At 45.7% G+C, this 24,077-nt stretch carries 17 protein-coding genes; 6 read left to right on the top strand and 11 right to left on the bottom strand.

All coding sequences use genetic code 11. From position 1 onward, the window contains the following. Positions 1–15: 15 nt before the first annotated feature. From ACLSU7_RS03535 to adeD, 4 genes are read left to right on the top strand one after another with little or no spacing between them, the layout of a single operon-like run. Complete coding sequence (locus tag ACLSU7_RS03535) at positions 16–1,494, top strand: xanthine dehydrogenase small subunit (RefSeq protein ID WP_413294173.1); 1,479 nt, start codon at positions 16–18, stop codon at positions 1,492–1,494. Further along, positions 1,485–3,818, top strand: coding sequence for a xanthine dehydrogenase molybdopterin binding subunit (locus tag ACLSU7_RS03540; protein ID WP_413294174.1), 2,334 nt, complete (start codon positions 1,485–1,487; stop codon positions 3,816–3,818). Before ACLSU7_RS03535 ends, ACLSU7_RS03540 begins: the two co-directional genes overlap by 10 nt. After that, positions 3,805–4,608, top strand: a complete 804-nt coding sequence (gene xdhC / locus ACLSU7_RS03545; protein WP_413294175.1) for a xanthine dehydrogenase accessory protein XdhC — start codon at positions 3,805–3,807, stop codon at positions 4,606–4,608. Before ACLSU7_RS03540 ends, xdhC begins: the two co-directional genes overlap by 14 nt. Before the next feature lie 13 nt (positions 4,609–4,621). Beyond that, entirely contained in the window at positions 4,622–6,382 is a 1,761-nt protein-coding gene (gene adeD / locus ACLSU7_RS03550) for an adenine deaminase (RefSeq protein ID WP_413294176.1), read from the top strand. A 41-nt stretch (positions 6,383–6,423) separates the two neighbouring features. Here the strand turns inward: adeD and ACLSU7_RS03555 are convergent, their stop codons facing one another. Both ACLSU7_RS03555 and ACLSU7_RS03560 read right to left on the bottom strand, forming a co-directional pair. Continuing rightward, on the bottom strand, positions 6,424–7,788 hold the full coding sequence (locus ACLSU7_RS03555) for a TIGR01777 family oxidoreductase (protein WP_413294177.1): 1,365 nt from the start codon (positions 7,786–7,788) through the stop codon (positions 6,424–6,426). Positions 7,789–7,800: 12 nt separating this feature from the next. Then, the gene (locus ACLSU7_RS03560; protein ID WP_413294178.1) at positions 7,801–9,099 is read right to left on the bottom strand and encodes a cryptochrome/photolyase family protein; all 1,299 of its coding nucleotides are present in this window, start codon (positions 9,097–9,099) and stop codon (positions 7,801–7,803) included. A 90-nt stretch (positions 9,100–9,189) separates the two neighbouring features. Between ACLSU7_RS03560 and ACLSU7_RS03565 the strand changes: the two genes are divergently transcribed. Further along, a complete protein-coding gene (locus tag ACLSU7_RS03565) occupies positions 9,190–10,620 on the top strand; it encodes an ABC1 kinase family protein (RefSeq protein ID WP_413294179.1) in 1,431 nt (476 codons plus the stop codon). A gap of 6 nt (positions 10,621–10,626) precedes the next feature. Then, positions 10,627–11,121, top strand: a complete 495-nt coding sequence (locus ACLSU7_RS03570; protein WP_413294180.1) for a TlpA disulfide reductase family protein — start codon at positions 10,627–10,629, stop codon at positions 11,119–11,121. On the opposite strand, the gene ACLSU7_RS03575 is transcribed toward ACLSU7_RS03570, so the two are convergent. The 9 genes from ACLSU7_RS03575 to ACLSU7_RS03615 form a co-directional block, all read right to left on the bottom strand. Beyond that, a complete protein-coding gene (locus ACLSU7_RS03575) occupies positions 11,122–12,393 on the bottom strand; it encodes an EF-hand domain-containing protein (RefSeq protein WP_413294181.1) in 1,272 nt (423 codons plus the stop codon). 21 nt (positions 12,394–12,414) lie between these two features. Next, a complete protein-coding gene (locus ACLSU7_RS03580) occupies positions 12,415–13,431 on the bottom strand; it encodes a hypothetical protein (RefSeq protein ID WP_413294182.1) in 1,017 nt (338 codons plus the stop codon). Further along, positions 13,428–13,886: a type IV pilus modification PilV family protein gene (locus tag ACLSU7_RS03585; protein WP_413294183.1), complete on the bottom strand. Its 459-nt coding sequence runs from the start codon at positions 13,884–13,886 to the stop codon at positions 13,428–13,430. The genes ACLSU7_RS03580 and ACLSU7_RS03585 overlap by 4 nt, the downstream gene beginning before the upstream one ends. After that, entirely contained in the window at positions 13,883–16,936 is a 3,054-nt protein-coding gene (locus ACLSU7_RS03590; protein WP_413294184.1) for a hypothetical protein, read from the bottom strand. The genes ACLSU7_RS03585 and ACLSU7_RS03590 overlap by 4 nt, the downstream gene beginning before the upstream one ends. A 216-nt stretch (positions 16,937–17,152) precedes the next feature. After that, entirely contained in the window at positions 17,153–18,421 is a 1,269-nt protein-coding gene (locus ACLSU7_RS03595) for an EF-hand domain-containing protein (protein ID WP_413294185.1), read from the bottom strand. A gap of 9 nt (positions 18,422–18,430) precedes the next feature. Next, on the bottom strand, positions 18,431–19,429 hold the full coding sequence (locus tag ACLSU7_RS03600) for a type IV pilus modification PilV family protein (RefSeq protein ID WP_413294186.1): 999 nt from the start codon (positions 19,427–19,429) through the stop codon (positions 18,431–18,433). Beyond that, positions 19,429–19,878 carry a hypothetical protein gene (locus tag ACLSU7_RS03605; RefSeq protein WP_413294187.1) on the bottom strand — a complete coding sequence of 150 codons (450 nt, stop codon included), beginning with the start codon at positions 19,876–19,878 and terminating at the stop codon, positions 19,429–19,431. Before ACLSU7_RS03605 ends, ACLSU7_RS03600 begins: the two co-directional genes overlap by 1 nt. Continuing rightward, on the bottom strand, positions 19,878–23,021 hold the full coding sequence (locus tag ACLSU7_RS03610; protein ID WP_413294188.1) for a hypothetical protein: 3,144 nt from the start codon (positions 23,019–23,021) through the stop codon (positions 19,878–19,880). The genes ACLSU7_RS03605 and ACLSU7_RS03610 overlap by 1 nt, the downstream gene beginning before the upstream one ends. 125 nt (positions 23,022–23,146) lie before the next feature. Next, positions 23,147–24,076 (bottom strand): cation diffusion facilitator family transporter, encoded by a 930-nt coding sequence (locus tag ACLSU7_RS03615; protein ID WP_413294189.1) that lies wholly within the window; start codon positions 24,074–24,076, stop codon positions 23,147–23,149. Between the last annotated feature and the right edge of the window lies 1 nt (position 24,077).

Consider the following 24,077-nt stretch of genomic DNA (forward strand, 5'->3'; position numbering starts at 1 on the left):
TGAGACGCCTATAGGATGGGTCAAATAGCAAAAAGAAATCATCTTATAGTCAACGTCAATGGCAAGACCATTAAAGTCTCTGGCGAAGAGGCCTTTCAGCCCCTTGCTCAATTCTTGCGTAACACTCTTCATCAGCCGGGAACGAAAGTCGTTTGTGCTGAAGGCGACTGCGGAGCTTGCACTGTAGTGACGGCGACTTTACGTCAAGATGGCTGGACGCCTTTACGAGCGATAAATTCTTGTATCGCTCCGGTTTATCTTTTTGATCTGTCTTGCATCGTGACTGTTGAGGGCATGAAGCATGCGGAGACTTTAAGTGAAGTGCAAAATAAAATGCGTGAGTTCCATGGTGGCCAGTGCGGATTCTGTACGCCAGGCATGGTGTGCTCAATGGCGCAACTTGCAGAGGACTGCAAAGATTCAAAACAGGAAGTCACTGAAAAGAAAGCCCGTAATTATCTAACTGGAAATTTATGTCGTTGTACGGGTTATGAGCCGATTTTAAAAGCGGCGACGAATTTGGATTTAAATAAATGGGAGTCTTTGGCGACTCGCTATTTGACCTCTGCATTGACTGCTCATTTTCAGTCGGAAATTGGGACGGGCCTGGAGATTACTTCAGAAAATAAAAAGCTTTATATGCCTGCGACCCTGACTGAGGCTTTGCAGATTAAGGCTGCCTCAAAACATGTTCGCTTGGTTGCCGGCGCAACTGATTTGGGAGTTTTGATTAATAAAGCCAAAACTTCTTTGCAAGAGATATTAGTCCTTAATAAAATTTCCGGAGTCCATGCAGTCAATGGCTCTGCAAATGGAATTTTAATTGGGGCATTGGCTTCACTGACCGACGTTGAGAATTTTGTTAAATCATCCCATCCGGAACTAAAAAGACTTCTTCATATCTTTGCATCTCCGCAGATTAAAAATCAGGGAACTTTGTTGGGGAATATTCTGAATGGTTCGCCGATTGGCGATAGCATCCCCGCTTTGATGGTTCTGGACGCGGAAATTCAATTGCAGTCTGCCCGTGGAGCCCGCACTGTGAAACTCAAAGACTATTATAAAGGCTATAAAGTTTTTGATAAGGCCGAGGATGAAATCGCTACGGGGATTTTTGTTCCTGCACTTAAAGGCGATTACTTGCACCGTTACTTTAAAGTTTCCCTTCGTAAGGATCTCGATATTTCAGCTGTCACTTGTGCGATAGTTATTAAACTCGAGGACGCTGTAATTTCTGAAGCCCGTGTCGCCATTGGTGGTGTGGGACCCACGGTCGTGCGCATGCTTGCGGTTGAGTCACACTTTGTCGGAAAAGCTTTTAATGAAATGACCTTTGCGGCGGCAGGTGTTTTGGCTTCGGGTTCGATCAAGCCCCTTTCAGATTTGCGTGCGAGTGCAGAGTACCGTCATTTAGTGACTGAGAATCTGTTTAAAAAATGCTTCCAGGAAATGAAATCTGAAGTGGCGTCTCCGTTGGAGGTTTTATGTCCATAGGAAAAAACATTCCTCATGATTCTTCAACCGGTCATGTGAGTGGGACCAGCGTTTTCATTGATGATCGACTGATGCAACATGGAGAGGTTTTAGTTCTTCCAGTCGGAGTTCCGGCTGCAGCGGGAACGTTAAAGGCCATTCACTATGAAAAAGCCTTAAAAGCTCCGGGAGTTCTTGCGGCTTTCACGGCAAAGGATCTGCATCACAACGTGTGGGGCACGATCGTCGTTGAGCAGCCTATTTTGGTTGAAAGCAAAATCGGTTATTACGAAGAGCCTGCCATGGTTTTGGTGGGAACAAACTATGACCAGCTTTTGCAGGCCCGTCAGCTAATTACTTTTGATATTGAAAAAGCCGATGCTGTTTTAACGATTGATGCGGGTATTGAAAAGAAAGATTTCATGTATCACGCAGGCCCCATGAAATGTGGTGACGTGGATGCAGCGATGTCTTCAGCGCCCCATAGATTGAGTGGAATTTTTGAGTGCGGAGGCCAGGAACATTTCTATTTAGAATCTCAAGCTTGTATCGCCTACCCGTTAGAAGATGGCCAAATTGAAGTTCATTCAAGTTCACAGCATCCCACGGAAACTCAGCACTTAGTGGCGGAAGCTTTGGGTCTGTCGCTACATCAAGTGGTCTGTGTGGTGAAACGCATGGGCGGAGGCTTTGGCGGTAAAGAAAGTCAGGCGGCTCCCTTTGCTGCGATGGCCGCCTTAGTTGCACAGAAAATGAATCGCCCGGCTCGTTTGATTTTATCAAAAGACGACGACATGGCGATGACTGGAAAACGTCATCCTTTTAAAAACTTTTGGGACGTGGCCTTTGATGATCAAGGTATGATCTTGGGTCTTAAATGCCATCTTTATGCGGATGGTGGGGCCTATGCCGATCTTTCAAGCTCCATTTTAGATCGTGCTTTGTTTCACATTGATGGTGCTTATTACTTACCGAATGCCTTTATTGAAGGGCATGTGGTTCGCACTAACATGTACTCTAATACTGCTTTCCGTGGCTTCGGTGGTCCGCAAGGAACGATGACCATTGAGAGCATTATTGAGGAAATGGCGGCTTATTTAAAAATTGACGCGCTTTTGATTCGCGAAAGAAACTGTTATCAAGAGCACACTCGAAACACCACCCACTATGGACAAAAGCTCGAGAACACACCTTTAACGGACTTGTTCACGCGCCTTCGTAAAGACAGTGATTATGATCAGCGCAGGCTTGCGATTGATGAATTCAATAAAAACTCCCAAGGAAAAATCCGTGGTCTTTCGGTTTCTGCAACTAAGTTTGGTATTGCCTTTACGGCGCGCTTTTTAAATCAAGGAAACGCTTCCGTGAATGTGCATAAAGATGGAACTGTGCAAGTTTCAACGGGTGCCACGGAAATGGGGCAAGGTGTGAATACCAAAATCCAACAAATCGTGGCTCACTGCTTTGGTATTCCGGCTGAGCAAGTGCGCGTGATGGCAACCTCGACTGAGAAAAACCACAATACGTCGCCAACCGCCGCATCGAGTGGTGCTGACATCAACGGCGCAGCAGCTTTGAAAGCGGCCATGGGGATCCGTAAGCGTTTAGCTTGGGTTTTCCAGCAAGTCCTTGCAAAGGTACCGATGGATGATGTCGCCGAATGCCCGGCTTTTGATGAGGCGGCTCTTAAATTTGATGAATTTGAATTTAAAGATAGCATGGTCACTCATTTGCCAACAAAGGTTCAGCTTTCATGGGTTGATTTACTTTTGAAAGCTTATTTTAACCGCGTCAGTCTTGGTGAGTACGCTCACTTTAAAACTGAGGGATTGGGTTATTCGAAAGCCACGGGTAAAGGAACGCCTTTTAAATATTTCACCAACGGCGTCGCTGCGACAGAAGTTGAGATCGATACTTATACCGGTGAATATAAAATGCTTCGCACAGATATCCTGATGGATTTAGGGAGACCTTTAAATCCTGGCATTGATCGCGGGCAAGTGACGGGCGCCTTTGTGCAAGGCATGGGTTGGGTGACTTCTGAAAAGCTTTACCACAACAAAGAAGGCAAACTTTTAAGCCACTCGCCGACGACCTATAAAATTCCGAATGTGCAAGACACGCCTCGCGTGTTCAATGTGGAATTCATTGAAAACACCGGAAACACCGCAAACGTTCATGGCTCTAAAGCCGTTGGCGAACCGCCGTTCTTATTGGGAATCAGTGCTTGGACTGCGATCAAGGATGCCCTTCGCTATAAAGCACAAGGGAAAATTCCGCAGATCATTTCGCCGGCCACTCCTGAGGTGGTTTTGATGGAGCTTTCGCGCTATGACCGGGCCTAATTTTGAATCCTTCTTAAGCGCTTATAAAAAACTGCAAGAGGCCGGGAAAAATTTTGTCGCCGTCACCATGGTGAAACAAATTGGTTCTGCTCCTCAGGATGTGGGAGCAAAGGCTTTGATCAGTCTTGAGGGCCTGGAGTTCGGTACTGTGGGTGGCGGCAAAGTGGAAGCGGCGGCCATCAAAGAAGCTCAGCGCATGATTCGCGAGGATCATAAGAATCACTTCGTGGATTGGAACTTACAAAAAGACATCGGCATGACTTGTGGTGGAGTGGTGAGTTTCTTTTTTGAACTTCATAAATCTCAAAACCCTTTTCATATCGCGGTTTTTGGAGCAGGTCATATTGCTCAGGAATTCGTGCGTATGCTTTTATTTCTGGATTGCCAGGTCACTTGCTTTGACCAGCGCGAGGAATGGATTTCTCGTCTGCCCTCGTCGCCGAAATTAAAAACCGTTGTGACCGATAGGCTTTCTGACGAAGTGGCAAAACTGCCGGAGAACTCTTATGTAACACTTATGACCATGGGGCATTCTTCGGATTTGCCGGTCTTGGTTGAAGTTATGAAAAATCGCCGCCGCTTTAGCTATGTGGGAAATGTGGGCAGTGATCAAAAGCGCAAGCGCCTGGAAAGTGATTTGTTGGCTGCGGGCGTTTCTGAAGGTTTGCTTAAAGATTTTCACTGTCCAATGGGAGAAACTTTTGGTGGTAATAATCCTGCAGAAATTTCCTTTAGCATTGTCGCGCAGATTTTAAGAACCAGAGATTCTATTTTAAATTCTAAAAATTAGGAGTTCCCTCCCCGTGTCTTTGCAAAATAAAAGAACGCAAAATATCTCTCGTACTGAATTACCGACACGACTGGCCCAGGCCCGCGGTGATGAAATTTTGGATGTCCTTATTCGTAACATCCAAATCCTGGATGTGATCACGGGTGACACTTATCCGAGTGCTGTAGCTATTGGCGGTGAATACATTGTTGGCGTAGGACTGGATTATCAGGATGCCAAGGCTAAGCGTGTGATTGATGGCGGTGGGGCCTTTATCACTCCTGGCTTTATCGATGGCCATTTGCATATCGAATCTTCCATGATGTCGCCTTTTGAATTTGAGGCGGCAACGTTGCCATTGGGAACAACGACGGCGATCTGTGATCCGCATGAGATTACAAATGTTCTGGGCGCTCGAGGATTTGAATGGTTTTTAAGATGTGCGGAACTGACAAAGCAAAATCTTTTTGTCCAGATGTCTTCCTGCGTTCCCGCCTTACCTGGATTTGAGACAACGGGATCTGATTTTACTTTAAGTGAGATGAAGCATCTTAAAGATCATCCGGCGGTTTTGGGACTGGCCGAGATGATGAATTTTCCAGGTGTGATCAATGCTGATAATGATGTCCTAGACAAGGTCGAAGCCTTTTCTGATTTAAACCTGGATGGCCATGCTCCCCTTTTGCGTGGAAAAGCTTTGAATGCTTATTTGCTGGCAGGAATTCAGAATTGCCACGAGACTGTGACCATTGAAGAAGGCCGCGAAAAACTGCAAAAAGGCATGGGACTTATCATTCGCGAAGGAAGTGTCGCTAAGAATTTAAAAACTTTGGCGCCTTTGGTGAGTGATTTTTCTTCTCCGCAGTGTCTGCTTTGCACCGATGATCGCAATCCCTTTGAGATCGCACATGAAGGTCATATAAACTACATCATTAAAGAACTTATCAACACTCACAAGGTGCCAGTTCATGTGGCCTACCGTTTAGCGACGTATTCCGCAGCGAAGCACTTTGGTTTGAAGCGTCTGGGACTTGTGGCTCCGGGCAAAAAAGCGGACCTCGTTCTTTTAAGTGATCTTTCTCAAGTGAAAATCAAGGACGTGATGATCGGCGGAAGATTTGTTTCTGAGCTTCATTTGCACGACGAGGTCCCAGCAAAACTGAAAGCCTCAAATCCTCCGATGGAAAACACGATCAAACGCTCAGCGCTTCAGGAGAGTGATTTAAATTATCCTGTTAGCAATGGCCTCTATAACGTTATTGAGATTGTGCAAAATGAGATCATCACGAAGCACTTAAAGTGTCATTTCGACGGTGCGAGCTTTGATCAAGATGATATTTTGTATATGGCAAATATTGAACGCTATGGCCAGAACCTGCCTCCGGGCTTGGGTTTTGTGAAGGGTACAGGTTTAAAATCTGGAGCTCTTGCAAGTTCAGTGGCCCATGACTCTCACAACATTATGGTCATCGGAACAAATCTTTCAGATATGTGTGTCGCTGTAAATGAAATCATTCGAACTGGCGGCGGCTTTGTTGTTGCTGATAAGGGGCAAGTCGTGGCTTCCGTAGAGTTACCGATTGCGGGTCTATTAAGTTTACAAAGTGCCGAAGAAATCAAAGCTGGCATTGAAAAGTTAAAGGTCGCCTTTAAGAATCAAGGTGTGGTTTTAGAAGAGCCTTTTATTCAGATGGCATTTTTGGCGTTACCGGTGATTCCGACATTGAAACTAACCGACAAGGGCTTGGTTGATGTGACGCAATTTAAATTTATTCCACTTGAGGCGACCGTATAAAATAAAAAGCCACCTTTTTTGAGGTGGCTTTTTTATTTTCGTTAAGGCTTTCTCGGCGTATCCATCCGTGAGATGTAACTGCGGCGGAATTTGAAAATCTCCTCCACGTCTTTTCTGACAAACTTACTTGCTGCCAACCACCCCACATATCCCAAGGGAAGACGGTAGCGCACGCGATCCACCATTAACGTTCCGCCTAAAAAGGGTCTAAATTCGTGAGTATGGTGCCACAATTGGTAAGGCCCCTTGGTTTGATTGTCGACGAAACGAAACGGTGGTTTCCATTCGTCAATTTCGGTTTTCCATTTAGCCGGGAATCCACGGATTTTTAATTTATAATCAATGATCGTGCCTTGCTCGATTTCTGGGGTTGAAACCGACTCTATTTGAAATCTGAGACTTGGAGGTGTGATCGTTTCTAAATTTCCTGGATCCTTAAAGAAATGGAAAATTTCTTCAGGAGGCTGCGGAATGAATTGCTCGGAATAAAAAATCTCTTCACCCTCTTTGTACGGAGCGCAAATCTCATCCAGAGCACTGCGAAGTGTCGGATACTGGAATGAAAAACCCAAGCCCATAGCTTTTTCAGCGCTGCCGCGAATGGAGGATAAGACTACTTCAGCAGCTTCACCAAAAAGAGCTTTAAGCGCTAAAGGAGGAACAGCGGGTCCCAACGATTTCCCAAGAGACTCTACCAAGGTTTTTGAAAACTCGCGATTCGTCACCGGATGAGGTGTGCTGCCATTGATAGGTCCCACATAGTTATTGTTCACTAACGCTTCGGCAAACAGGGCCACGATGTCATCGATATGAATCCAGCTCATCCAGTGCTTTCCGTCACCTAAAACACCGCCCACGCCGGCTCTGAAAGGGAACAGCATTTCCTCTAAGGCGCCGCCTTGTTTAGCAAGAACGATACTGGTACGAATAAAAACTTTTCTGCCGGGCGCGTGACTGGCAGCGCGCTCCCAATCTTTACAGACTTCGCTTAAGAAATCCATGCCTGCGGGATGATCTTCCTTTAAAATCATATCCCCACAACTGCCGTAATAACCGATTGCCGCTCCGGCCACAAAAACGCGAAGATCTTGGGGAAGGCTTTTAATCAAATTTTCTGTCGCAACCACCCGCGACTGGTAAATAGCTTTTTTCTTATCTTCGGTCCAGCGCATGCCAATCACGGGTTCACCTACGAGATTGATCACCGCTTCGATATGTTCCAGACGTTTATCATCGATTCTGCCCTGGACCAAATCACCCACGATAACTTCGCAGGGAAACGGGAGTACTTCGCGGGCTTTTGCAAGGCTGCGACTGATCACTGTTATCTCGTGTCCTTCACTTGCGAGCTTTTTACCGAGTTCTTTACCAATTAAACCCGTCGCACCGGTCATTAATATTTTCACTGGGCACGTCCTTTACTTTTTAAGAGCTTTCGTAAATTCCTGCAGACAACGACCGCGGGCTTCCGCGTGATCTATCATGGGTTTAGCATACTGTTCGGATTCAAATTCCGGCACCCATTTTTTTATATACTCGTTGTCAGGATCAAATTTCTTCGCTTGGGTTTCTGGGTTAAAAATACGGAAATACGGAGCCGCATCGCAACCTGATCCCGCAGCCCACTGCCAGTTGCCATTGTTGGCAGCTAAATCATAATCCAAAAGTTTTTTCGCGAAGTATCGCTCCCCTTCTAACCAATGAATCAAGAGGTGCTTACAAAGAAAACTTGCAACCACCATTCGCACACGATTGTGCATAAAACCAGTGGCGTTCAGCTCACGCATTCCCGCATCCACGAGTGGATAACCGGTTTGCCCCTCACTCCATTTTTTGAAGTCAGCTTTGGATGTGCGCCACGCGATTTTGTCATATTCAGGACGAAAGCTGCGCTTTTCGACTTCTGGAAAGTGCCACAGAATCTGCATGAAAAAATCTCGCCAGATCAATTCACTCAACCAGATAGGAGAGTACTTATTCCCTTCCCGTGCGAGCTCGCGAATACTGACTGTGCCAAACCTTAAATGCATTCCTAAATGCGAAGTCCCCCCCTCAATAGCCGGGAGATCTCTGGTTTTTGCATAGTTTTTCAAAGTATTAGCAGAGATTTTTAAAGGGGGAAACACAAGGCCGGTTCTATTAAATCCCAGTTCTTTTAAAGCAAGTATTTTTTCCGGGGACTTAACTTTCGCGTACGAAGCTTTGTACTTTTCATTGGGATAGGATTTTAAATGAAAAGGTGTCAGCGTTTTTAAAACGTTGTTTTTGTACGGCGTATAGACTGTATACGGCTTTCCCTGAGTGGTTAAAATCTCGTCTTTTTCGAAAAGCGTCTGATCCTTAAACGTTTTAAAATCGGCTCCAACGAATTTTGCCAGCTTCTCAATTTCTTTATCTCTTTTACGAGCATAGGGCTCATAATCGCCGTTTGTGTAAATCGCGGTGATTTTATTATTAGCGAAAAGTTCTTGAAAGATCGCTTGTGGTTTTCCGTGGCGCACCCAAAGATCTGAGCCCGCTTTTTGAAGGGATGCTTTAAGCCCGGCGATTGTGTCGTAGATAAACGAGACCCGCGGGTCGGATTTATCCTCAAGTTTATCTAGGATATCGGTATCAAAAATAAAGAGGGGCTGAACGGCGTTGCTCTCTTTTAAGGCATGAAAGAGGCCTGCGTTGTCATTCAACCTTAAATCACGGCGGAACCAGAAAATAACCATGGGGTCCTTTTTTGTCCAACGACATACTCATGCGGTGCGTGGACATTTAAGGGTTTAACATTGATCAAGTTGTGGGTAAAATTTTGAAGCATGGATGAGAAAAAGTCTGCTAAAAAACAAAACGGCGATGCGCAAGCACCCAAGAAAGAAGATCAAGGGCTTCATAAAATCAAGTCTTCGGTTTTCTCTCGCGGCCTTTCTATTGCAAAACTCACCCTGCAAACCGGTGCTTCCGTCGCCCAGCATGGAGTCACGACGGTATTAAAATCAAAAGAATTCAAGGAAGCGAACTGGAAAAAACTTTTAGAAGCGCAAGCTTCGAATATCAGCGCCGAACTTGGACAGCTTAAGGGAAGCTTGATGAAGGCTGGCCAAATGCTGTCCATGTATGGGGAGCACTTTCTGCCACCAGAGGCGAATGAGTTTTTAAAATCTCTGCAGTCTGATTCCCCTTCCTTGAATTGGACGGCGATTGAAAAACGCCTGAAAGAACTTTTACCCCCAGAAAAGCTAGCTCTGCTTGAAATTGAAAAAGAAGCATTAGCGTCGGCATCCATGGGGCAAGTTCACCGTGCAAAAATCAAAGCCACCGGTGAACTGATCGTTTTAAAAATTCAATATCCGAACGTCGACAAGGCCATTGATAGTGATTTGCGCGCGATCAAAACATTGCTTTCCACTTTAAAGCTGATTCCTAAGGACTTTAATACAGATTCTTTGTTTGCAGAGATTCGCGAGATGCTGTTACAGGAAACGGACTATCTTCAAGAGGCCGATGCCACAGAAGATTACCACCGACGTCTAGATGGAGATAAACGCTTTGTCGTTCCTAAAGTATTCCGTGAGTTTTCAGGGCCGAAGATTTTAGCGACTTCATTTGAGCGTGGTCTTCGCGCGGATGATCCCGTCATTCAATCTTTGCCTCAAGAACGTCGCAATCGCCTGGCGACGAATTTCCTGGATTTGTATTTCAAAGAAATTTTTGATTGGGGTGTTGTTCAAACCGATCCCCATAGCGGCAATTATCGCATTCGCATTGATCCCCAAGGTCACGATCAGCTGATTCTTTTGGATTTCGGTGCGACTCGCGTCTACAGTGCGCCGTTTTTGATTCCTTATCGCCAAATGGTGAAAGGATCTTTGTTCAATGACCGTGCGATGTTTACCGAAGCCGCATTAAAACTGGGCTTTATCAAAGAAGGCGACAGTGCTGAATTAAAATCTGTATTTGAAGCTTTCTGCTTTGAGACGGTCGAGCCTTTTATCGAATTTAATGATCCACGCAATACCTTGGGTGTTATTGACCAACAGGGTAACTATGACTGGAAAAATACGGATCTTCCGCAGCGTCTATCAAAGAAAGTTTTCCAGATTGCGAGACAGTTCTCGTTTAGGACTCCCCCTCGCGAAATTATTTTCCTGGATCGCAAAACCGGTGGCGTCTTTATTTTTCTTTCAATCTTAAAGGCGAAAATGCGTGGCCGCGATTTGCTTCTTAAGTACCTTAACAAAATGGATTAAAGTTTTATGTTACGTGCCTGGGCCCTGATTTTCTGTTCTTTTTTTTCCCTTCAAGTTTTCGCAGCTAATCCAGCTTTAAATATTTCATTTACTAGGCTTCCTGGAAATTCGATTAACGAACACAAGGTTCGCTACGAAGACCTTAAAGGCAAAGTGGTTCTGGTGGATTTCTGGGCCACATGGTGTGAACCCTGCAAAGAGGCACTTCCGCACTACTCTGCTCTTTATAAGAAGTATAAAAAACAAGGTCTAGTGGTTTTAGCGGTGAATGAAGATGACAATGAAAAAGAGCGCGATGCTTATCTAAAGAAATCGCCCTATCCCTTTCCTGTCTTTGTCGATCAAGAGCGAAAGTTTATGAATTCCTTTGATGTCGTGGCGATTCCCACAGTTTTTGTCTTTGATAAAAACACAAAGCCTGTGACTTTCGTTCGCGGCTTTGACGCTAAGAAAGCACAGGCTTTAGAGAAAACGATTCAGGACTTACTGAACACGAAATAGTTATTTACTGTCTGCCAGGTTAGTTTGGATATAAGGTGCAAACCAAATATCGTATACGTTTCCGGTTTTCTTTTTACCCTTGGCATCGGTATACCAGAACTTCGCACGCTGACGGATCTCAGCGTTTTTACCGCGAGCTTCCTCGTAGTTTTCATAGTTCAATGAAATTTTATCGAGCTTCAATGCGGCCTTCGTCATTTCACCTTTTTGCGAAACACCGTCACCGTTGATGTCTTTCCAAAGAACCAAGCGTTTAAATGCTTTGTCTTTGGCATCAATCACGCCGTCTTTGTTGGAATCGAATTTCTTTAAAGATTCAAAACCATTGATCGCCGTGTTGTTGTCACCAAACAGCTCGTCTTTTTTATCGATCAAACCATTTTTATCACGGTCAATCGCCAAGAAGAATCCTGGATGATTTGCATTCGGCCAATAGATCTTGCCACCTGGGTTCAGAGGGAACGAGCTGACATTCTCAAACGTCGGCAAGTTGTCATCAAAGAACACCATCAGAGGTGACCAGTAACCACCGCAGAAACCTGTTTCTCCCGGGAAGCTGATAAAGATTTCGACTGTTGAGCGATCTGGGGAAACGTTAAAACCGCCGATTGTGGCAGTGACCGTCCCGTCCTTACCCATGAAGTCGCCGCAACCGTAGGTTGGCATTTTTGATGACCAACCATAGTCCCCGAAGACTGGGCCCGTTTTACAATCCAAGATCTCTTGTTCAAAACTCATATTCCCCAATGAAACATTGGATTTTGAAACGGAGATGTTTGCCTGATTATCTACTGTCACGCCTGTGGGAATTTTCGTTTTAAATTCAACGATATTCCCGTACACAGCAGCGGTACCGCCTGCAGGAGTCATTCGGACCTTGGAAGCTTTAATATTTCCAATGGCACCCGTCCCCACGTTACCCGTACCCTCAGGGGTTACGATAACCGCAGGATATTCGACACCCAGGTTATAGTTCGTTGCTCCGACCAGGATATTTAAATCCGCCGTGATCAATGAACTTTTCGCCAGTGGATTCGTCACCGCTCGAAGATTCGTACCAAAGCACGAATTCACCAGACGAACTGTCATCGTCTCGCGACCCGAACGTGTGACGGTACCAGAAGCCGGTGCACCCACGACAGATTCCCCGGCACTGACCGAGTTCACCGCCATTGGCACGTCCTTACTGACTGTCACAACATTGTTTTGGTCTGCCCAAGCGCTGGAAGTCAACAAGACCAGCGCGCCTCCCAAAATAGCTATTGTTTTCATAACGTCCCCCTAAAGCAGCAATTAGTTTTGTCCGTCTAATCGCTCTGCTTTATAAATTTTAAAATAAATCATTCTTTTCAAAACCGAGTCGCGGCGGAAAATCATTTTTTCCACGCCGTCAGCGAGTAATGTCGGTTTTTCCCAACCGCCGTTGCGGTATTCCGTGACATAGAGATTCAAAGGCGTCGTTCGATACTCGCTGGCCTTTTTCTTGTCATCCAATTCCACATAGTACTTCGCGATTTTAATAACTCTGGTACGAACGATCGTTTGTCCCCCACCCACAGATGGAAGTGTACGAAGGAAGGTGTCCAAGCTGTCGATCACTTTTCCATTATAAGGTTGAGTGTTCTTAAACAGGTTCGCTGCTTCACTTGTTAACCCTTGCAACGCATCCCCCGCGGCTGACGAAACGGACCCGACATAAATCGGGCTGCGTGGTGGAACTTTCATATCAATCACGCCACCAGGTGCAGGACGAATGCGACTTGGAGTATCGTACATCAATAAATTTCCATCTCTCCAGAACCCTGGGCGTCCCCCGTTGGCAGCATTAGAAATCCATTTTCTGTTATTCGCAGGACTGAAAGTCAAAGATGCAGGCTTATTTGGATCTCCTGGATCAGTACCAATGATATAGGCCCAAACGGGGTCGTACGTTAAAAGCGGCCCTGCTCCTGCATCTTGAGTGACTACATAGAAAGCCTTCTTGCCGGACCAGATCAGCGTGAAATCGCGATCGGTCTTACCGGTCAAAATATTCTCGGTGATATCTGGATAGTAATCGTAAAAGTTATTCCCGTTATCGTCTTTCACCACGATATTGTTATAGGATGCTTCCACCCCATTCAGATTTTTAAATGTAATACGCTCGGCAAGATTTTGGTCGATGGAATCGTCCAACTGTCTTGTGAGTTTTGATTGTTCTTTCGTGATTTGAACTTGCACGGCCACCACAACAGAAATGACCACCGCGGATAATCCTATCCCAACCAGAAGTTCTGCTAATGATAAACCCTTTTGATTTCGAATCATCATTTTGCACTCACCACGAATGTGTAGTCTCTAAATTTTTCAGGCAACCAACTTTTATGAGTCATACGCAAAGTTACCAGATAAAGACCACGGTATTTTTCATAGGGCTGAATCAAATAACCATAAGTTCCCTGACAAGTATCGCATTGCCCTTTCGCTGCGACTTTGCCGACATCCCAAGACATTGGCAGTTTATCCAACGCCAGGTATGTATCGATCTGTGAAGGATCGTAGTCAAAATTCACTTGATAATCTTGGACCCCGGCTTTGATATTTTCAGAAATATCTGACACCTGACGATCGGTTGCAGAAGCCAGCAAACTTGATTTCGAAGTATTGCGTAACTGCACTAAGCCACCGGTGAAAGCCAAACCGATCACAGAGATCAAGCCCAAAGCGACCAGCGCTTCGACGATGGATTGACCTTTAGATTGTTGAAGGAGTGATTTTTTAATCATAGTCCTGAACCTTCCCTAGACTGCTCGACAACGAAGTAATGGTAAATACGACGCTTACAAGTCGGCACGGTTTGCGTCGCCCCGACTGGGATACCACAATCCGGATCCACTGCCGTCCACTTAAATGGATCTGCTTTCGCGCGTAAACTGATCACGTTACAAGCCATACGATCTGCGGTTTCTTGGATCGATGGCATTGGATGCCAAATTGGCGATGGCAAACTATCGCATTTCGTTTTACTTGAAGGCTCTGACAATGGATGCAGGATTCCACGCTCTCTCAGTTCTTGGGTCGCCTGAGGATAGTAGATACTGCTCCAAGAGATACCGGTACGAATCGCTTGTTCATCGATTTTCAAAGTTTTACCAATAATAAAGGTACCAATGATTCTCAAAGGCTTCGTACGACCACCCTGGATCGTCAAGTTGTCACAAGTATAGAATCCCGCAACAAAGTTGGCCTTCGGCGTGATCACACAATCTTTAACGATCGAGCGAACATAGAAGTCCTGATCATCCATGGACCATGTTCGGCTTGGCACCACTGGATCTGCCGCTGTCGCATTTAAGTCACCAGCGAAATTCCAGGATTTTCTAGTTCCAGGAGAGAAGCTCACACCCCAGTTCGCTGCTCCGAAAGACTGGGAGTTAATCATATTATAATAGTCTTCGCACTTCGCGGCCATATCTGCCGTTTCGTCCGAAGTGACACCCGTCGAAGCTGTCGATGAGAGACCGGTTGGACGAGTGATATTACCCGTTGAACCGATTTTGTAATTCAAATAACCACGCAAATGGGCTGGGTCCGCAGTCGAACGGATCGGGATACTATTATAGTAAGTCCCATCGTAGCCTTTTAGGCGAATAGAGAAATCATAAATACGCTCGCCAAGACTGTTCACCAGATACATAGGATTGTTGATATCAATCACGACATCCAGACGGTCTTTATATTCTTTCCCAGTCCAGCTGTATGCTTTATCCAAATCAATTTCAAACGAAGGAGGATTTTTCTCCAATGCGATATAGGCATTTAGTTGATCAGTATATTTATTGATATTGGCCTGTGCATCCTTCATAGCATTCGTATAGTTAGTCCCACTGGAATTCGCTGCACTTATTTGATTATTCAAATCAGTGATCTCAGCTTTCTTAGTTGTGATTTTAGCCTTCAAATCTTTAATGGTATCCGCGTCCTGATAACCCCCTGGAGGAGGTGTCGCCGTTGGTGAAACTGTTGGAGAAGCTGAAGCGGTCGCCGTAGCTGTAGGTGAAGCCGAAGCCGTAGCTGTGGGCGACGCCGAAGCTGTTGCTGTTGCTGTTGGTGACGCTGTGGCCGTAGCAGTTGGAGATGCCGAAGCTGTCGCCGTAGGGCTCGGAGAAACTGTCGCTGTCGCAGTAGGAGATGGCGATGGCGACACAATAACTTCTACTGGTTTTGCCTGCTCTTCCGCCAATTGGTCTTCCAAAACATCCAGTTCTGACTCAGCTGTGTTTAATTTCTTTTTAAGTTTGGTTAAATTATCTGTGTTCGTAGTATCTGAATTTTTAGCATCATTATAATCTTTTTGCGCTTGCTTAAGATTATTCTCTATAGCGGTTTTTCGTGAAGGATTTAATACTGGCGGATAAACGGTCACGTTACCGTCTTTAACCAAATCCACGCTAAACGAACGAGCGTTAGACCCAGAACCATAGGAGACTTCTACATTCATGATTGCGCCAGTCAGTTTGTTTTTATTATCAACTGACCACTTACCAGTGCTCCAATCCCCTGTCGTAACGGGAGCGGGCAACTGATTTTTTTGGGCATAGAAAGTGTTGTAGTTCGTAAGAACCACGCGGTAAGGATCGTCAGGGTTGCTTCCCGGCGTCGCTTTAATATTGGATTGCTCCATCGAGTCTAGCTGAGTACTTTTTTGATTAAGTTCGGCACAAATTTTATTAAGGTCGAACTCGGTACCAGATGAACCACTCGCCGTACCCGACATCACATCAAGACCCAAGTCACGCATCCCGTCGTTTTCGATACCTCTTAAGAAGCCACCAAATACGCGAGAATCTGACCAGTAACGGTCAGGAAGTGCCCCCTGTGTTGGAGGATTATAAGGTGAATTGTCAGGTTTTAAAATCCAACCATTTCCCATGTATACGCGATCCGCAAAGGTCACACCGGCATAGTTGGAGTTCGAGGCATTGCCACTGTCCACTGGTAAATTGATATTCCCGTTAACGAAAACGGGGCTGGTGAAAATCATTCCAGGGCTTGTGCCCATCGTCGCTTTATTCGCAAATTTATGGAAAATCACATCGCCATTTTTTGGAGGAACCGCATCCCACGAGCGATCCATACGAAGATCCCCTGGAAGTACCAGAGCAAAAGAACCTAACTCACGGGGATAGATCGCGATTTGCGCACGCACTTCAAGCGGTGAGCTTCCGATTTGAATTACAGTTTTATTTTTATCTATCAGAGAAATTTGTGCAGAGATATAAACTTCACGACCTGCTTTAGGCAGATAACCCGCATTTGGAGGACGAGTGAGGTACATACGAATACCTTGAACAGGAATTTCTTTACCCGTCTGTTCATCGACCACACGTTTAAGATTATTTACCACAGGGAATAGCGGATGGGCTGACGACACAGGGAAGTTCAACGTCATGTCAATGGAATCAAGACGCAATTTATCCAAATTCGAATCATGAGGACCAATGTTAGCACCAGCTGCGACCATTCCCTTTAAGGAAGCCAACTGCTCATCTGACATCACCAAACGTTCGACGTTACCCGCATTGTTCCAATCACAACTTGTGGTGTTCTGCAAAAGGGATCCGTTATCAAAGCAGTACTTTTGACGGATACCAAACACCACATAGTCCATCGCACTGTTCACTGCGAATTTAAGATTCACTACGTTTTTGGTTTTAACTACTTGTCTTCTTTGAGAGATAACGTACGCAGACAGGAAATAGAAACTTATGCTCATCACCGCGATGGCGGTAAGCACCTGCAGAATAGCGTTACCCTTTTGTTTACTCGTTTTCATAAACATACCGATGGCTCCTGTGAGAACTTATCGGTAAAGATCCCGACAAACCTTATGGAACAATCGGATATTTCGAACGAAATTAGGTAATTACGCTAACTATCTGCTCACTTTTGTATCAATAAAACAGCACTCCCGTCTCATTTATAAACATATCCAAAACTTAACTCCATTCTCAAAATAGGAAACGTATCCGCTTGAAACGAACACCCCTCATCATTTCGTCTCAGCAATCTGGGTCGGGATATGAGGTGCCAGCCAAATGTCATAAATATTTCCGGTGCGCTTTTTGCCTTTCGCATCTGTGTACCAGAACTTTGCACGCTCGCGAATTTCGGCGTTTCCTAAACTTTCTGCACTCACACGGTACTTTAAAGAAATTTTTATAAGCTTTAATCCTGCCTTGGTAAGCTCACGGGCCTCGCTGTTTCCGTCTGCATTCTTGTCATTCCAAAGAACTAATTTTTTGAAATCCTTGTCTTTGGAATCGATGACGCCATCATGATTGGTGTCGAGTTTTTTCAGCGCTTCGAAACCATTTATTTCGGTACTGTTGTCTCCAAAGAGTTCATTTTTCTGATCGATCTTGCCATTGTGATCTCGATCCATCGCGAGAAAAAATCCCGGGCTGTTGGCGTCGGGCCAATAAACTTGCCCTCCTGGGTTCAGAGGAAAATCAGAGATGGTGTTAAATTTTGGAAGCTTATCATCAAAGAAGACCATCAGCGGCGACCAAAATCCCCCACAGAAACCAGTTTCGCCGGGGAAACTGATGAAGAGTTCAACCAACGAACGGTCCGGTGCAACGTTAAATCCACCAAAGGTGGCTGTGACATCGCCGTCTTTACCCATGAAATTTCCGCACGCATAAGTTGGCATTTTTGACGACCATCCATAATCACCAAATACGGGCCCTGAATTGCAATCTTGAACAGATTGCACAAAAGACATCGCACCCAAAGAAACTGAATCTTTAGACACTGTGATATTTGCTTCGTTATCGACCGTCACGGCCGTGGGAATTTTGGTTTTAAATTCAACGATGTTACCAAAGGCAGCAACGGTGCCGCCTACGGGAGTCACCCCAGCTTTCGTTTCATTGAAATTCCCCACCTTTCCAGAATCAGGGACGCCACTTCCCTTCGCTCCGACAAGAGCCGCAGGGAATTCTGCAAACAAGTGATATTTAATTCCACCGACCATGATATCGATATCCGCATTGACCAGAGAACTCTTCGCCAAAGGATTTGAAACCGCGCGCAGATTCGTGGCAAAGCAGGAATTGATCAGACGAACTGTCATCGTGCTTTTGCCAGAACGAGTCACCGTTCCCGAAGCAGGAGCACCCGAAAGAGACTCCCCCGCAGAAACGGAATTCACCGCCATCGGCACATCTTTACTGACTGTCACCACAGATTCCTGATCGGCATGAGCTGTCGCGCCTAACCACAAAATGACTCCTATCAAGAAGTTTGTGCTTTTCATAACGCTCCCCTATTTCAATTGGGCTTTTTGAATTTTAAAATAAATCATTTTCTTTATAACCGAATCGCGACGGAACAATACTCTGCCCACGCCATCCGCTAGCAATGTCGGCTTTTCAAACTGACCATCGCGATACTCCGCCATATAAAAATTGGCGGGAGCAAGATCGTAAAGCTCAGCATTTTTTTTCGTATCTGGTTCAATATAGTATTTCACCAGCCGGGCCGCACGTACGCGCACAATCGTCTGACCACCACCGACTGCGGGAACTTTTCTTAGAAATTCATCCAGACTGTTGATCGTTTCCCCGGAATCCGGCTCGGTCATATTAAATAAACCTGCAGCATCCCCTGACATGTTTTGCAGAATATTGGTGGTGGCATTAACAGACCCCACATAAAAGGAACTGCGGGGTGGAATGGTTTTATCAATCACGTCGCCGACACTGGGACGGATACGGCTGGGAGTATCATAGAATAAAAGATGCCCTTCTTTCCAAAAGCCCGGGCGTCCCCCGTTTTTTTCATTGGAAATCCATTTTCTATTTTTTTCTCCATTAAATGTCAGAGTCGCTGGAACATTTGGATCGGCGGGTTCTGGTCCCACGTCATAGGCCCACATGGGATCATAAGTGAGAAGAGCTCCTGCCGCAGCATTTTGAGAGAAAACGTAAAACGTATTCTTCCCATCTAACTTTAAATTCAGTTCCCGATCGGCCCGCACTTTAAGAATATTTTCTGTGATATCAGGATAGAAATCATAAAAATTATTTCCGCGGTCATCTTTTACCACAAGATTGTTATAGGAAATATCGATGCCACTAAGGTCCTTAAAAAGAATTCTTTCTGCCAGATTTTGATCGACGGAATCATCCAGTTTTCTAATCATCTCAAAATGCTGTTGGGACATTTTGACCTGCACAGCCACAACAATCGAAATCACGATCGCGAATAATCCAATTCCGATCATCACTTCCACTAAAGTTAAGCCTTTTTGGTTCTTAAACATTATTTGGCACTCACTATAAAGTTGTAGTCACGATACGGCTCTGCCGGAAGCCAGCTTTTATGAGACAGACGCAAAGTCACCATGTAAAGTCCCCGGTACTTATCAAATGGTTGAATCACATATCCGTAAGCCCCCTGACAGCGATCGCACTGTCCTTTCTCTGCCACCACACCCACATCCCAAACCATAGGAAGATTTTCGGGCTTCAATAAAGTTTCTAAGGCGGCTTTGTCCAGGTTGAAATTCACCTGATACTTTTGCACACCCGCTTTAATATTTTCGGCGATATCGGCGATCTGTCGGTCTGTCGCGGAATCCAGCAAACTATCAGACGTCGTTTTACGAAGCTGCACCAGTCCGCCGAAAAAAATCAAACCGATAAAGGAAATCAATCCCAACGCAACAAGTGTCTCAACAATAGTTTGCCCCTGAGAGTTTAGCTTTTTCATCACATCCCCAGCCCTTCTCTGGATTGCTCAACCACGAAATAGCGGATGATACGACGCTTGCAGGTGGGAACAGTTTGTTGTTTCGCCGGATCCACGCCACAATCCGGGTCCACAGCTGTCCACTTAAACGGATCAGCTTTCGCACGCAGACTGATCACATTACATGCCATGCGATCTGCAGTTTCTTGAATAGATGGAATCGGATGCCAGATGGGTGACGGGAGGTTGTCACACTTTGCCACATTCGTGGGTTCCGTCATCGGTTTCAAAATTTTTCGTGAACGTAAAATACGCGTCGATTGAGGATGATAAATGCTATTCCACTGAATACCGGTGCGAATAGCCTGCTCATCAATTTTTAATGTCTTGCCGATGATGAAGGTTCCCACGATTGTTAATGGCTTTGAACGGCCACCTTTGATTGTAAGATTGTCGCAAGTGAAAAAACCCGTGACGAAACTTGCACCAGCTTCAATCACGCAATTCCCCACAATAGAGTTCACTAAGAAATCCGTACTGTCCGTGCTGAAAATTCTTTCTGCCAAGATCGGTTCACTTTCGTGACCTTTTTCTTTCGGTACAGAGGTATCCAAGCCCGCAAAATTCCAGGAGGAACGAGTGCCCCCGGCAAAGCTCGTCCCCCAGTTGGCTGCACCAAAAGATTGAGAGTTCATATTGTCGTAAAAATCCTCGCAGGCCTGAGCGATGTCTGTGGAGTTACCCGACTCATCCTCCTCTGCCCCCGACGTATTAGGTGTTGCAGAAAGCCCGGAAGGTCTGATGATGTTGCCTGCACCATCAATACTGTAATTCAAATATCCCATCAAATGCGTCGGACTGTTTGCATCCGGCCACACCGGCGTACTATTCCAATAGGTTCCGTCATAGGCCTTAAAACGCACCGAGAAAACAGTGATCTTGTTTCCGTCAGTATCCCTCAAATTAGCGGCGTTCATAAGATTCACTGACAAGTAAGCGCGATCCAGATACTCACGACCGCTTCCCGTTTTCATTGCATCCATTTCAATTGTAAACTTCGGCGGATTATTGATCATTTGCTGGTAGTCAGCCAAGGCAGCCGTCGCTGAGGACACTGTGGCTTTTGCATCCGCATTGTTTTTATCATTTGCTGGAATCTGCACGTTTTTGAGGTTAGCAATATGCGCCTGCAGATCACTGATTTTTTTATTTAATGCATCGATTTCCTGATTCAACTTCGCAATTGTATCAGGGTTTTGATAAAGTGAAGGATCTCCTACCGTAGGAGACGGTGTTGGCGTCGGACTTGCGGTTGCTGATGGCGAGGGAGTCACACTGGCTGATGCCGTTGGAGACACCGTAGGCGAAACTGTCGGTGACACGGTTGGGGATACCGTCGGGGACACTGTCGGAGAAGCTGTTGGCGATTCTGTGGGCGACGGACTCACTGTCGGACTCGCACTCGGAGAGGGGCTTACCGTAGGGCTCGCTGTAGGACTTGGTGAAGGACTTGCGTAAACTGGTTTTGCCAACTCCGCATCCAATTGTGTTTTCTTGGTAGCTAGCTCCGCGTTGGCTGCGGCTAAGTCAGTTATGGATTTATTCAAATCAGTTTGAAGAGCGTTCGTTTTGTCGGAAGATTGACTGATCGTTTCGTTCGCTGCTTTTAAAGCGGCCTCCAAATCTTTGCGACGGTCTTCATTTGCCACTGCCGGAGATAAAACTGCAGTTCCGTACTTAGTCATATCAAAGATCACTTCACGGTAATCAGATCCACTGCCGTAAGCAAGGATGATAGATGTCACGGCACCGGTGTTCGTAGTATCTCCGTATTTATTAATATTCGTGACATTCGCAGTTCCCGGTTTCCATTTATCTACGTTAGGTGCCGGAATTGGATTTTTCTGTGGGTAATACTGGTTGTAATTACTCAGTGTGATTTTATATTTTGAATTCTGCGTTTGACCATCTGTTGAATCATCAACCATCTTCGCTTTGATTTTAGAAACTTTCATCGTTCCGATATCGACAGTCTTTTTATTATAGTCGGCACAAATACGGTTCCAATCGAAATCACCGGCTGGCAAGTTGCTCACCTGCCCAGAGAGAACTTCGAGTCCCGCATCAGAACTGCCATCATTTTCGATCCCATTTAAAAATCCCCCGAAGACCCGAGAATCTGACCAGTAGCGATCCGGCAAACCACCCAAAGTCGCCGGAGCAAAGGGAGAGCCATCGGGTTTTAAAATCCAGCCATTCCCCATATATAATCGATCTGCAAAAGTGACGGCGGAATAGTTCGAGGTGCCCGCATTGCCAGTGTCAGTTGGTAAATAGATGTTGCCGTTGACAAAAACAGGACTGTTAAACACAAGGCCCCCACTTTGACCCACCGAGGCTCTGTCATTAAACTTATGCAGGTTCACGTCACCATTCGTGGCCGAGGCATTCCAGTCTTTATCTAAGTGGAGATCTCGAGGAAGTACCAAGGCGAAAGATCCCATCTCTCGCGGATAGATGGCAATTTGCGAGCGAACACTCAGTGGCGCACGCCCCACCTGAATCACATTACCACTGTCATCCAATAACGAGGCTTCCGCCATTACGTAAACCTCACGACCGGCTTTGGGAAGATAACCGCTATTAGCAGGACGATTTAACACGACGTGAATTCCTTTAACCTTCACCACCTGCCCTGTAGTTTCATTTACGACCGTTTTGAGGGCATCGACGATCGGAAACAAGGGATGCGCTGGAGAGACAGGAAAATTAAGCATGAGATCAATGGTATCGACCCGCAACTTACTCATATCTGAATCATGGGGACCGATGTTAGCTCCCGCTGCGACCATCTCACGGAGTGCTTGCAGTTGCTCATCCGACATCACCAGGCGTTCAACGCTGCCGGCATGCTTCCAGTTACAGGCATCTATATTCTGTAATAGTGTGCCGTTATCGAAACAGTACTTCTGCCGAACACCAAAGACCACATAGTCCATCGCACTATTAACGGCAAATTTAAGAGCCACGACGTTCTTGGTTTTTACGATTTGTTTTCTTTGGGCGATGACATAGGCTGATAGAAAGTAAAAGCTGATGCCCATCACAACGAGCGCAGCAAGCACTTGCAATAAAGCGTTCCCTGACTTGTTTTTAACCAACATAACGGCCTCGATTGATCACTCTTTATCGGAGTAAAACAAACAGGACGACATGTACTTTCATGGATTACCCTGAATTTTCAGGTCCATACCGTGTGCTGGTTACACAATGAGAACAATGTTTCAAGCTAAGTATGATGAGGATCGACGCAGGAAACGCCCATAAGTTCTGTTTCAATAGTCGCTTCGATGATCCCAAACTCTCTCACTTGTTTTTTGATCTGGTGTTTCACAGCTTCCATATCCGCCGGAGTTGCGTCGCCTTTTAGCACGACGTGAGCGGTAAAAACGTGATTCTCTCCATCAAGTGACCAGAGGTGCGCGTGGTGAACATCCACAACCAGCGGGTTCTTTTTTATATTATCAGAAACAGATTCAACGGAAGCACTCGTCGGAGAAGCCATCAAGAAAACCTTCATTGCTTCACGCAGATTTTTAAAGACGTTAAACAAAATCCACAATGACAGTGCCACTGCCAGCCCCGCATCCACCTGCGGAACATCCCAGAATTTCATCACCAAAGCGCCGAATAAAACCAGAACCCAGCCCAAGACATCTTCGATCATGTGCCACATCAACATGCGCTCATTCAAAGAGGTGCCTTTCGAAACTCGAAGAGCTGCGAAACCATTGATCGCAACACCAAAGACCGCAAGGATTAACATCCCATCCGCATGAACCTGCTGCGGGTTCAACAGTCGCGGAACCGCTTCAATCAAAATAAAAACAGAACCGATGATCAAAACCATTCCGGTGATCACAGCACCTAAAACAGAAAAACGACGGTAGCCGTATGAAAATTTTTGGTCGCTGGTTTTATGAGAAACTTTCTCCATAACGATCGCAATAATCATGGCCAAAGCATCACCAAAATCATGAAGAGCATCACTCATGATGGCAACGGAGTTCGTCAGATAACCACCTACCAACTCCACCAATGCGAACCCCAGGTTGAGGACAAAGGCGAATCTCATGCGCCCAATGGCCGCTCCATGACTATGGTGGTGATGATGGCCTGAGCTGTGACTGTGATGATGGTGGTGATGTTGATTACTCATG

It is taken from the genome of Bdellovibrio sp. HCB185ZH (genome assembly GCF_047302455.1).
Classification (GTDB): Bacteria; Bdellovibrionota; Bdellovibrionia; order Bdellovibrionales; family Bdellovibrionaceae; genus Bdellovibrio.

Bases quoted from the DNA above. Each gene is read 5' to 3' on its own strand.
- ACLSU7_RS03605 (WP_413294187.1), bottom strand. From the start codon at position 19,878: ATGAAAAAGCTAAACTCTCAGGGGCAAACTATTGTTGAGACACTTGTT.
- ACLSU7_RS03580 (WP_413294182.1), bottom strand. From the start codon at position 13,431: ATGATGATTCGAAATCAAAAGGGTTTATCATTAGCAGAACTTCTGGTT.
- ACLSU7_RS03560 (WP_413294178.1), bottom strand. From the start codon at position 9,099: ATGGTTATTTTCTGGTTCCGCCGTGATTTAAGGTTGAATGACAACGCA.
- xdhC (WP_413294175.1), top strand. From the start codon at position 3,805: ATGACCGGGCCTAATTTTGAATCCTTCTTAAGCGCTTATAAAAAACTG.
- ACLSU7_RS03575 (WP_413294181.1), bottom strand. From the start codon at position 12,393: ATGAAAACAATAGCTATTTTGGGAGGCGCGCTGGTCTTGTTGACTTCC.
- ACLSU7_RS03590 (WP_413294184.1), bottom strand. From the start codon at position 16,936: ATGAAAACGAGTAAACAAAAGGGTAACGCTATTCTGCAGGTGCTTACC.
- ACLSU7_RS03600 (WP_413294186.1), bottom strand. From the start codon at position 19,429: ATGTTTAAGAACCAAAAAGGCTTAACTTTAGTGGAAGTGATGATCGGA.
- ACLSU7_RS03610 (WP_413294188.1), bottom strand. From the start codon at position 23,021: ATGTTGGTTAAAAACAAGTCAGGGAACGCTTTATTGCAAGTGCTTGCT.
- ACLSU7_RS03595 (WP_413294185.1), bottom strand. From the start codon at position 18,421: ATGAAAAGCACAAACTTCTTGATAGGAGTCATTTTGTGGTTAGGCGCG.
- ACLSU7_RS03615 (WP_413294189.1), bottom strand. From the start codon at position 24,076: ATGAGTAATCAACATCACCACCATCATCACAGTCACAGCTCAGGCCAT.
- ACLSU7_RS03535 (WP_413294173.1), top strand. From the start codon at position 16: ATGGGTCAAATAGCAAAAAGAAATCATCTTATAGTCAACGTCAATGGC.
- ACLSU7_RS03585 (WP_413294183.1), bottom strand. From the start codon at position 13,886: ATGATTAAAAAATCACTCCTTCAACAATCTAAAGGTCAATCCATCGTC.
- ACLSU7_RS03540 (WP_413294174.1), top strand. From the start codon at position 1,485: ATGTCCATAGGAAAAAACATTCCTCATGATTCTTCAACCGGTCATGTG.
- ACLSU7_RS03565 (WP_413294179.1), top strand. From the start codon at position 9,190: ATGGATGAGAAAAAGTCTGCTAAAAAACAAAACGGCGATGCGCAAGCA.
- ACLSU7_RS03570 (WP_413294180.1), top strand. From the start codon at position 10,627: ATGTTACGTGCCTGGGCCCTGATTTTCTGTTCTTTTTTTTCCCTTCAA.